8 protein-coding genes are annotated in these 9,641 nt (G+C 63.2%); 7 read left to right on the forward strand and 1 reads right to left on the reverse strand.

The features are described 5' to 3' along the window. Positions 1-2 precede the first annotated feature (2 nt). Entirely contained in the window at positions 3-2,261 is a 2,259-nt protein-coding gene (gene glyS / locus AACZ65_RS11675) for a glycine--tRNA ligase subunit beta (RefSeq protein WP_339671010.1), read from the forward strand. A gap of 93 nt (positions 2,262-2,354) precedes the next feature. On the opposite strand, the gene AACZ65_RS11680 is transcribed toward glyS, so the two are convergent. Beyond that, entirely contained in the window at positions 2,355-2,642 is a 288-nt protein-coding gene (locus tag AACZ65_RS11680; RefSeq protein WP_339671012.1) for a GIY-YIG nuclease family protein, read from the reverse strand. Positions 2,643-2,889: 247 nt separating this feature from the next. On the opposite strand from AACZ65_RS11680, the gene AACZ65_RS11685 reads away from it, so the two are divergent. The 6 genes from AACZ65_RS11685 (at position 2,890) to AACZ65_RS11710 (ending at position 9,042) form a co-directional block, all read left to right on the forward strand. Further along, a complete protein-coding gene (locus AACZ65_RS11685; protein WP_339671014.1) occupies positions 2,890-5,430 on the forward strand; it encodes a putative PEP-binding protein in 2,541 nt (846 codons plus the stop codon). Positions 5,431-5,593: 163 nt separating this feature from the next. Continuing rightward, positions 5,594-6,205, forward strand: coding sequence for a cell wall hydrolase (locus AACZ65_RS11690; RefSeq protein ID WP_339671016.1), 612 nt, complete (start codon positions 5,594-5,596; stop codon positions 6,203-6,205). A gap of 125 nt (positions 6,206-6,330) precedes the next feature. After that, positions 6,331-6,498 carry a 50S ribosomal protein L33 gene (rpmG, locus tag AACZ65_RS11695; protein ID WP_007799108.1) on the forward strand — a complete coding sequence of 56 codons (168 nt, stop codon included), beginning with the start codon at positions 6,331-6,333 and terminating at the stop codon, positions 6,496-6,498. Between the two features lie 104 nt (positions 6,499-6,602). Further along, positions 6,603-7,154: a GNAT family N-acetyltransferase gene (locus AACZ65_RS11700; protein ID WP_339671051.1), complete on the forward strand. Its 552-nt coding sequence runs from the start codon at positions 6,603-6,605 to the stop codon at positions 7,152-7,154. 35 nt (positions 7,155-7,189) lie between these two features. Further along, positions 7,190-7,567 carry a hypothetical protein gene (locus tag AACZ65_RS11705; RefSeq protein WP_339671053.1) on the forward strand — a complete coding sequence of 126 codons (378 nt, stop codon included), beginning with the start codon at positions 7,190-7,192 and terminating at the stop codon, positions 7,565-7,567. A 65-nt stretch (positions 7,568-7,632) separates the two neighbouring features. Beyond that, positions 7,633-9,042, forward strand: a complete 1,410-nt coding sequence (locus AACZ65_RS11710; RefSeq protein ID WP_339671055.1) for a PepSY domain-containing protein — start codon at positions 7,633-7,635, stop codon at positions 9,040-9,042. Positions 9,043-9,641: the final 599 nt, after the last annotated feature.

The raw sequence follows: 9,641 nt of genomic DNA on the forward strand, positions 1-9,641 counted from the left end.
CCATGCCCGACCTCCTGATCGAACTCTTTTCCGAGGAAATCCCGGCACGGATGCAGTCCAAGGCTGCCGACGATTTGCGCGCGCGCCTGACCGAGGCGCTGGTCGCGGCAGGCCTGACCTATGCCGGGGCCGCGGCTTTTTCCACGCCGCGCCGGTTGGCGCTGACGGTGCAGGGGCTGACCGGCCAGAGTCCGACCACCAGGGAAGAGCGCAAGGGCCCGCGCGTCGATGCGCCCGAACAGGCGATCGAGGGTTTCTTGCGTGGCGCGGGGCTGAGCCGCGATCAGCTTGAAATCCGCAATGAGAAAAAAGGGCAGGTCTATTTCGCCACGATCACCAAGCCCGGACGCCCGGCGGCGGACATCGTGGCCGAGGAACTCGACAAGATCATCCGCAATTTCCCCTGGCTCAAGTCGATGCGTTGGGGGGCCGGATCGTTGCGTTGGGTGCGCCCGCTGCATTCCATCCTCTGCATCCTGACCGATGAGGCGGGCGAGGTGACGGTGGTCGATCTCGACGTCGACGGCATCCGCGCGGGCAACACCACCGAGGGGCACCGCTTCATGGGCGCGGGGCGCTTTGCCGTCACGTCGTTCGACGATTACCGCGCCAAGCTGCGCCGCGCGCATGTCATCCTCGAGGCCGAGGAACGCGCACAGCATATCTGGCAAGAGGCCAGCAATCAGGCCTTTGCATCGGGGCTGGAACTGGTCGAGGATCGCGGCCTCTTGGCCGAGGTGGCGGGGCTGGTGGAATGGCCCGTGGTGCTGATGGGGCGGATCGACGAGGCGTTTTTGGGCCTGCCGCCCGAGGTGCTGCAAACCTCGATGAAGGAACATCAAAAGTTTTTCTCGGTGAAAAACCCCAAGACGGGCCGGATCGAGCGCTTTGTCACCGTGGCCAATGTCGAGACCGCCGATCAGGGCGCGACCATCCTGGCGGGCAATCAAAAGGTTTTGGCGGCGCGTCTGTCGGATGCCAAATTTTTCTGGGAAAACGACCTGCGCACCGTGCAGGCCGAGGGGCTGGAGGGGATGGGCGCAGGGCTCGCCCATGTCACCTTTCACAACAAGCTGGGATCGCAGGCTGACCGGATTGCGCGTATCGCGGCATTGGCGCGTGAAATCGCGCCGCTTGTGGGGGCCGATGCCGATCTGGCGGAGCAGGCGGCAAAGGTCGCCAAGGCCGATCTGCAATCTGCCATGGTGGGCGAATTCCCGGAATTGCAGGGCTTGATGGGGCGCTATTACGCGCAGGCGGCAGGGCTTGATCCGGCCGTCGCGGCGGCCTGCCAAGAGCATTATTCGCCGCTGGGGCCGGGCGACGCCGTGCCAAGCGCGCCCGTGTCGGTGGCCGTGGCACTGGCCGACAAGATCGACACGCTGACGGGGTTCTGGGCGATTGACGAGAAACCGACGGGATCGAAAGACCCCTACGCGCTGCGCCGCGCGGCCTTGGGGGTTATCCGGTTGGTGTTGGGGAATGGGTTGAGGGTGCCTCTGGCCGGTTCTATCGACGCCCAGCTTTTGCGCCAGAAAATCAACCTTTATGGCCACAAGGCGGAAAAGGGTGAAATCGACACTCTCGAAGAAGTGCTGGATGAAGTCGCGCAACATGGCGTGTTCGGTGCTGCGTTTCACGCGGTTTTGGACCGGCTCCAGAGCAACGGTCAGCCCAAGGATCAGTGGGCTGGCACGCTCGTGGCGCAGGTCGGTGCGACCTTGCCCGAGTTTTCGGCAGACCTCCTCTCCTTCCTCCACGACCGCCTCAAGGTCCATCTGCGCGACGAGGGCCTCCGCCATGACGTGATCGACGCCTGTCTGGCCATGCCGGGCAATGACGACCTCACGCTTCTCGTCCACCGCGCCCGCGCACTCGGCGATTTCCTCAAGACCGACGATGGCGAGAACCTGTTGCAGGGCTTCAAGCGCGCCAACAACATCCTCACCCAGGCCGAGGAAAAGGATGGGGTGGAATATTCCTACGGCGCGGATGTGAAATTCGCGGAAACGGACGAGGAGCGCGCGCTCTTTGCCGCGCTCGAAGCCGCCGAACCTGCGATTGCGAGCGCGCTCAAGGCCGAGGATTTCGCGCGTGCGATGGCGGCGATGGCGGCGCTGCGGGCACCGATTGACGCCTTCTTTACCGCCGTGCAGGTCAATGCCGAAAGCGCGGTCATCCGCCGCAACCGCCTCAACCTGCTGAGCAGCATCCGCAATATCTGCTTGCAAGCGGCGGACCTCACGCGGATCGAGGGTTGATCGCGCCCCGGGCTTGACCCGAGGCCTCGGGTTGATTGGCGCAAGGCCCCGGGTCAAGCCCGGGGCGGGTGAGTGAAGCTCCGGGGAGTTGCGTTAGGAGTCTGGTATCTCTGAAGTAACGTCCCGCCAGTCGGGGTTTGCGCTTGTGATCAAGGCGATTTTCCACGCGCGATGCCAGCGTTTGATTGACCGCTCCCGCCGGAGGGAGGTTTGGAAATCGTCCAATGGTTCGAACCAGACCAGCCGCCCGATATTGTATTTCGCCGTATGGGCAGAGAGACCAGCGCGATGCGTTCCGACCCGGCTGCGCAGGTCATGCGTGCGTCCGGTGTAAAGCGCACCAAAGGGGCGCGATGCCATGATGTAGACGAAATGTGTCATTCCGCAGTCTTGGCGAAAAATGGTTATGAATGTGTGAACCCCGCCCCGGGCTTGACCCGGGGCCTCGATGCTTTGTGGAGCAAGGCCGCGCGTCAAGCCTGCGGCGGGTGAGGCTGTGGGAAGGGTGAGGCCCCGGGTCAAGCCCGGGCTGGTTTTTCTAACCACGCTGGACCGATCCCGCCCGTCATCCTTTCCCTTGCCTTGTGCCGCAACGCGCGTATGGTGCGGGCAAAGGAAAGGTGCCGCAGTGCAGCAAGACGACAGACATATCACCCTGATCACCCCCACGGCCCCGGTGCAGACCCATACGCACGGGGGGCGGGCGAAATGTCTGCAGCGGCTGGTGCGGCTCGATCTGCCGGTGCCGCGCACCGTGGCGCTGTCCTTTGAGGCGGTACACCGGATCGCGGCGGGGGAAGTGCCGGATATGGTGCGCTTTCTCGCCCCCTTTGGCGATGCGCCACTCCTTTGTGTGCGCCCCTCGTCCGAGGACCCTGATTGGGGCGGGCCGGGGGCGGTGCTCAATATCGGTATCAACGATGCGCGCTTTGTCGAATTGTCGGAGCGTATCGGCAAAGAGGCCGCCTCGCATATCTACCTGCGCTTCGTGCAGGCCTATGCCATCCACGTGGCGCGGCTTGATCCGGACGTGTTCGAGGATGTCTCGCCCGATCCGGTGCTGGGCCTGAGCCAGGCGCTCAAGGCTTATGAATCCGAGGCAGAAGAGGAATTTCCCCAAGACCCCGGCAAGCAACTGACCGAGGTGCTGCGCTCTATGGCGCGCGCTTGGGAGGGCACGACGGCGCGGCTCTTGCGTCAGGCCAAGGGCGCGCCCGCCGATGCGGGGCTGGGCCTTGTGGTGCAGGAACTGGCGCTGGGGCTGGGGCAGGGGGAATGTGGCTCTGGCGTGATGCAACTCGTCAATGGCCAGACCGGCGCGCGCCAGATCATCGGCCGCTACCTCAGCCAAAGTCAGGGACGCGATGCGCTGAGCCATGGCGCGGATGCGATCTATCTCACCCGCGATCCGCGCGGCCCCTCTCTCGAGGAACTGGCCCCCGATGCCTTTGCCGAAATCCGCGCCTATGCCGAGTTGATGCGCGCCCGCCTGCGCGAGGAAATGCAGGCCGAATTCACCATCGAGAATGGCAAGGTCTGGATTCTCGACGGGCTGCGCGTGCCCCGCAACGGGCGCGCCGGCGTGGCCATTGCGGTGCGGCTGGCCGAGGATGGCATCATCAGTCGCGATGACGCGCTGATGCGGGTCGAGCCACGCGCGCTCAATGAGCTGCTGCACCGGCAGGTTGATCCCTCCGCCCCCCGCGATGTGCTGGCGCGGGGCATCGCCGCCAGCCCCGGTGCCGCCACGGGCCGGGTGGTCTTTTCCGCCGCCGAGGCACAGGCCGGGCATTCGCGCGGCGAGGCCTGTATTCTGGTGCGCCGCGAAACCAGCCCCGAGGATATTCGCGGCATGCACGCTGCCGTGGCCGTACTGACCGAGCGGGGCGGCATGACCAGCCACGCGGCGGTGATCGGGCGCGGCATAGGGCTTCCTTGTGTGGTCGGGGCCTCGGAAATCCATTTCCAGACCCGGCGCAAGCAATTGACCATGCCTGATGGGCGGGTGGTCAAGGCGGGGGATGTGATCACCATCGATGGCACCGGCGGGCTGGTGCTGGCGGGTGAGACGCCGCTTCTCGAAGTGGCACGTGACAATGCCTTTCAGACCCTCATGAGCTGGGCCGACGATGTGCGCGACATCGCGGTGCGGGCCAATGCCGACACCCCTGCCGATGCGGAAGTTGCGCGCAAGTTCGACGCGCGTGGCATCGGTCTGTGCCGCACCGAGCATATGTTCTTTGACACCGAGCGCCTGACGGTGATGCGCGAGATGATCTTTGCCGATGGCAGCACCGATCGCGCCGCCGTGCTGGAGCGTCTTTTGCCGATGCAGCGCGCCGATCTGGCCGATCTCTTTCGGATCATGCAGGGGCTGCCGGTCTGTATCCGTCTCTTTGATCCGCCGTTGCACGAGTTCCTGCCCACGGATCGCGTGGGGCATCTGCAACTGGCCGAAGCGCTTGATCTGCCGCTCTCGGATGTGACGCGGCGGGTCGAGGCGCTGAGCGAATACAACCCCATGCTGGGCATGCGCGGCGTGCGTCTTGGCATTACCGTGCCGGAAATCTACGACATGCAGGCCCGCGCCATTTTCGAGGCCACGCTCGAAGCCAGCCGCGAGGGCGCGCCGGTGGTGCCCGAAATCATGATCCCGCTGGTCAGCGCCAAGCGCGAGGTGGAATTGGTCAAGACGCGGGTCGATGCGGTGGCCGCCGCCGTGCGCAACGAGACCGGGCGCGATTTCACCTATCGTCTGGGTGTGATGGTCGAGACCCCGCGCGCCTGCCTGCGGGCGGGCGAGTTTGCGCCGCTCGTGTCCTTTCTCAGCTTTGGCACCAATGACCTCACGCAGATGACCTATGGCCTTTCGCGCGATGACGCGGGCCGGTTCATGTCGGACTATGTCAAGCAGGGCGTCTACCCCGAGGACCCGTTTCACATGCTCGATGTCGATGGTGTGGGTGAGTTGCTCAAGATCGGGGCAGAGCGTGGGCGTGCAGCCAATCCCGAGATCAGCCTGTCGATCTGTGGCGAACATGGCGGCAATCCCGAATCAATCGCCTTTTGCCGCGATGCCGGATTTACCTATGTTTCCTGCTCGCCGTTCCGCGTGCCGGTGGCGCGACTCGCTGCCGCACAGCTCACGGTGCGCGACAAGATGCAGTAGGAAACGCAGCCTGCCGCGCAAGATCAGGCAAAGTCGAGCCGTAATTTGAGACAGAAAATGCAATCGGCGGGAACCCGCCGGTGGCTCAGGTGGACGCCTGCGGCGATTTTGGCTAAGGGGCACGCATGCCGTGGACCATACGTCCACCCGCCTGGAGACGAGAATGAGACGGATTGCACTCGCTGCGGCACTCGCAGTGTTGGCAGGCCCGGTTCTGGCAGACGCGCCAGTGACCCGATTGATGGAACAAGAAATGCGCGCGTTGCGCGCGATCTCAGGCGACCGCATGGCGCGCTACCTCAGCAGCCCCGAGACCGAGATCAGCTATTCAAGTGCCTGGCTCGACCAGCAAGCCCCGGCCCAAGGTGGACCCGAGTGGCGCTGTCTGGCAGAGGCGCTCTATTTCGAGGCGCGCGGCGAAAGCGTCAAAGGACAGTTCGCAGTGGCCGAAGTGATCCTGAACCGCGTTGATGATCCCAATTACCCCGATACCGTCTGCGGCGTGATCCATCAGGGCACGGGCCGCAAGTATCAGTGCCAGTTCACCTATACCTGTGATGGCCATGCCGATGTTATCGCCGAAGGCGATGCCTTTCGCCAAGTGGGCAAGGTGGCGCGTGCCATGGTTGATGGCGCTCCGCGCAGCCTGACCAGTGGTGCCACCCATTACCACACCCGCAACGTCAACCCCCGTTGGGCTCGGCAGTTTCCACGGACTGCCGCGATTGGCGTGCATTATTTCTATCGCCAACCCACGCGCGTTTCCTCGAACTGAGGGTGCTGTGACGAAATCGCCGGTTTTAACGACAATCGCGGTTGACTCGGCTGCGAGCGTCGCTAAAAGGCAGGCTTCATAAGAGATTCACGGGCGGTTCGATCGCCCGGCGCAGGAGACAAAAAATGGCAAAGCCGACGACCATCAAGATCCGTCTGAACTCGACCGCGGGCACGGGCCATTTCTACGTGACCAAAAAGAACGCCCGCACCATGACCGAAAAGATGACCGTACGAAAGTACGATCCCGTGGTGCGCAAGCATGTCGAGTACAAGGAAGGCAAGATCAAGTAAGATCCCCCTTCCAGACCAGACAGCCAAAGCCGCGCCAACCCGAGCGCGGCTTTTTCCTTTGGGGCGCTCCGGTGGCCGGCGATTTTACCCAAAAGGGTTTGCCGATGTCCGAGTTTCTGATCCGCCCCGTCTTTCCCGCCGATCATGCGGCGATTTCCGATCTTTTGCATGCAGCCTATGCCGGCCAGATGCGCAGCGCTTATTCCGAAACGCTGATGCGCGCCGCAGTGCCGCTCTTGACGCGCCCGGTGCCCTCGCTGCTCTTTGGGGGGCGCTATGTGCTGGCCGAGCAGGGCGACGAGGTGCTGGGCATCGCGGGCTGGAGCGACATCAGCCCCTTTGGCCGCAGCTGCCCGCCGGGGCAGGCGCACCTGAGGCATCTGGCCGTCACACCAGCAGGGCAGAGGCAAGGCATTGGCCACGCGCTCATGGCGCATCTTCTTGAGATGGTGGAACGGGCCGGGGTGCAGCATCTGCACTGTCTTTGCCCGCTCAACGCGGTGCCTTTCTGTCGCGCGGCTGGCTTTGACATGCTGGGCGAGGTCATTCTCAGCCTGTCGCCCGATGTCAGCCTGCCTGCCGCCCAGATGCGGCGAGACATCGGGCCTCAGCCGGTGCTCTGTCCGGTGCCGATAGAGGCTGGTGCGACTCTCTGATCTGTGGCAGGCTGCCTCGCGTCATGCGTGTTTCATTGAGCCTTTTTTCAAAACTGATTGTGGTCGTTGCCCTCAGCCTGGCATTGGCCGCAGTCGGGTTTGCGCATCGTGATCTCAATGCCCGCGCGCTTGATCCGACCTATCTCGCCTTTGTCGCGGCGGGCGGCACGGCGCAGGACCTCTGCGAGGATCACGCGGCCCATGACACCAAGCCGGGCTCGTCGGACCACCGGGGCGCCACCGGTTGTGAGGCGTGCCGCTTGGTCGACAGCCTTGTCGTGCTGGCGATGCCCGAGACCGCTCAGCCCTGGCACGCGCCGCGTATAGCCCCGCTTGCCCCCGGCGCGCCCGAAACCCGGACACAGATCGTCGCGCATCGGCTGGCTCAGGTTCGCGCCCCACCTCAGGCCTGATTTTCAGAACCAACTGCTTTTGAAAATTCCCCCCCGCATCGGGGGTCATCCTGATGGAGTCGTCCATGACGTCGATTGATCCAACCTATGCCCCTGCGCAGGTGCGCACCGGGGTCAACAAATTCTACTTTGCCGCCTGGCGCTGGCATTTCTACGCTGGCCTGTTTGTCATCCCCTTCTTCTGCATCCTTGCTGTCACCGGCATGATGATGTTGTGGATTTCCTGGGTGGATGGGCGCGACGGCGAACGCACGCCGGTGGTGCCGCAAGAGATGGCGCTTGCCGTATCGCAACAGGCAGAGGCCGCAGTTGCCGCCATTCCCGGTGGCACGCTCAAGCAATATGTGGCCCCGCGCCGTGATGATCTGGCGGCCATCTTCCGCGTCGATCTGGAGGGCGATGCCAATATGGTCGTCGTCGATCCCTACACGGCCGAAGTGCTCGAGATTTTCCCGCGCCGCTCTGGCTGGTATGATTTTGCCGACAATCTGCACAGCGATCTGATGCTGGGTGTCACCGGCGACCGCATGCTGGAAATCGCGGCCTCTCTGGGCATGGTGCTGATTGCCACCGGCCTTTACATGTGGTGGCCGCGCGAAGCGGGATGGCGGGCGGCGCTCATTCCGACGCTTGGCCGGGGCCGCGCGCTCTGGCGGTCGCTGCATGGCGTGCTGGGCTTCTGGATTTCCATCGTGCTTGCGTTCTTTCTGGTCTCGGGCCTTGCCTGGGCCGGGATATGGGGGGAAAAGATGGTTCAGGCCTGGAGCCAGTTTCCCGCCGAGAAATGGGATAACGTGCCCCTCTCGGACGATATCCACGCCAGCATGAACCATGACCGCAAAGAGGTGCCCTGGGCGCTCGAACTTACGCCCATGCCTGCCTCGGGCAGCCATGCGGGGCATGCGGGCGTCGATGCGGCTGGCGGAACGGCGGTGACGATCGACACGCTCGATGCACTCGCGCGCGACATCGGATTTGACGCGCGCTATCAGCTCAACCTTCCCAAGGGCGAGACCGGCGTCTGGACGATCAACCGCGATTCCATGAACACGGACGACACCGATCCAACATCGGATCGCACGGTGCATGTGGATCAATACACGGGCAATATCCTGGCCGATGTGCGGTACGAGGATTATTCGCTGGCGGGCAAGGCGATGGCGGTGGGCATCGCGCTGCATATGGGCACGATGGGGCTCTGGAGCGTGTTGGCCAATACGGTCTTTTGCCTTTCGGTGATTTTCCTCTGTGTCAGCTCGGTCGTGATGTGGTGGAAGCGTCGCCCCGTCGGCGCGGGCGGGCGGCTGGCCGCGCCGCCGCTGCCGCGCGACATGCCGATGTGGCAAGGCGCGGTGCTGGTGGGCATCGCGGTGTCGCTGGCCTTTCCGATGGCGGGGCTGACGCTGATCACGGTGCTGGCGCTTGATGCGCTGGTGCTCTCGCGCCTGCCGATGCTGCGCCGCCTCGTGAACTGACCGCAAAGGGCAAAGTCGCCCTCATATACGATCAAACCCCCGCAGAACCCCGCCCCGGTGGCGGGGTTCTGTCGTTTCAAGGCCGTTTCCGCGCGTGTTCACGGGAATGGATGGGACAGATCAAGATTTTCCGGTGAAATGCGCTGGATTCTGCGAATCACACCGGGCGTAAGGCAAGAAATTGCTGCCGGGATTTGGCCGTTTGCCGTGTCGATTATGGGAAAAACCGGTGGTTTCGATCAGAGATGCCAGAATTTCTGGGAAATCGTGGGATAATGCTGAAGATTTCAAATCTCACACATTTTGTGATACAGGTTCATTGAAATACAACATGAAGTATCAAGCTGACGAGATTTGGCACAGAATGTTGTTTTTTCAGGTGCTTCAAAACAATATCATGTGCCGGAGCTTATAAAAAATCGTTGCCATGGGACAATTTCCCAGTGTATCAAGAGTTACGCGATGAGGACGGGATAAAAGAGGGGCACCAAGACCCCAAAAAACTCCCAAGTCAGGTTTCATACAGGCCCCGCTTTCATCGAACAAAGAGATCCGGCGCGCGAGCGAGCAGACATCCCCCCAGGTGGCGCGCGCAGTCG

The sequence above is a fragment of the uncultured Roseovarius sp. genome (genome assembly GCF_963972555.1).
In the GTDB taxonomy this organism is placed as follows: Bacteria; Pseudomonadota; Alphaproteobacteria; order Rhodobacterales; family Rhodobacteraceae; genus Roseovarius; species Roseovarius mucosus.

What these genes read in the sequence shown, in the direction of transcription:
- glyS (WP_339671010.1), top strand. Translation starts at nt 3, where the DNA reads ATGCCCGACCTCCTGATCGAACTCTTTTCCGAGGAAATCCCGGCACGG.
- AACZ65_RS11680 (WP_339671012.1), bottom strand. Translation starts at nt 2,642, where the DNA reads ATGACACATTTCGTCTACATCATGGCATCGCGCCCCTTTGGTGCGCTT.
- AACZ65_RS11690 (WP_339671016.1), top strand. Translation starts at nt 5,594, where the DNA reads ATGAGACGGATTGCACTCGCTGCGGCACTCGCAGTGTTGGCAGGCCCG.
- rpmG (WP_007799108.1), top strand. Translation starts at nt 6,331, where the DNA reads ATGGCAAAGCCGACGACCATCAAGATCCGTCTGAACTCGACCGCGGGC.
- AACZ65_RS11700 (WP_339671051.1), top strand. Translation starts at nt 6,603, where the DNA reads ATGTCCGAGTTTCTGATCCGCCCCGTCTTTCCCGCCGATCATGCGGCG.
- AACZ65_RS11710 (WP_339671055.1), top strand. Translation starts at nt 7,633, where the DNA reads ATGACGTCGATTGATCCAACCTATGCCCCTGCGCAGGTGCGCACCGGG.